The following is a 233-nucleotide window of genomic DNA, read 5'->3' as shown; positions in this document are numbered from 1 at the left end:
CGTCGGGACTTGATGCGGCTCTCTATCTGGTGGAGCGCGACTTTGGACCACGCATCGCGCACGAGATCGAGCAGTTGTTCGTATATGAGCGGTGGGGAACGGTCTGGCGTGCGACGGGAATGGCGCCAATACCACTGACGGGCAGCGAGCCTCAGAAGGGAGAGAGCGAAGGGGCGAACAAAGTAGGCACCCCGTCTGGCAAGACTCAGCAAGAATTCGCATTGGATGGAGAT

1 pseudogene is annotated in these 233 nt (G+C 59.2%); it reads left to right on the top strand.

Annotated features, from left to right (window positions below):
- Window positions 1-29 precede the first annotated feature (29 nt).
- Window positions 30-233: pseudogene (locus KVT34_RS33150) on the top strand (DJ-1/PfpI family protein); the annotation flags it as partial.

This window comes from Paenibacillus sp. GbtcB18 (assembly GCF_019091125.1).
GTDB classification, from domain to species: domain Bacteria; phylum Bacillota; class Bacilli; order Paenibacillales; family NBRC-103111; genus Paenibacillus_F; species Paenibacillus_F chitinolyticus.
The sequence above is the reverse complement of the archived record's forward strand: the minus strand, read 5'-3'. Positions and strand labels throughout refer to the sequence as shown.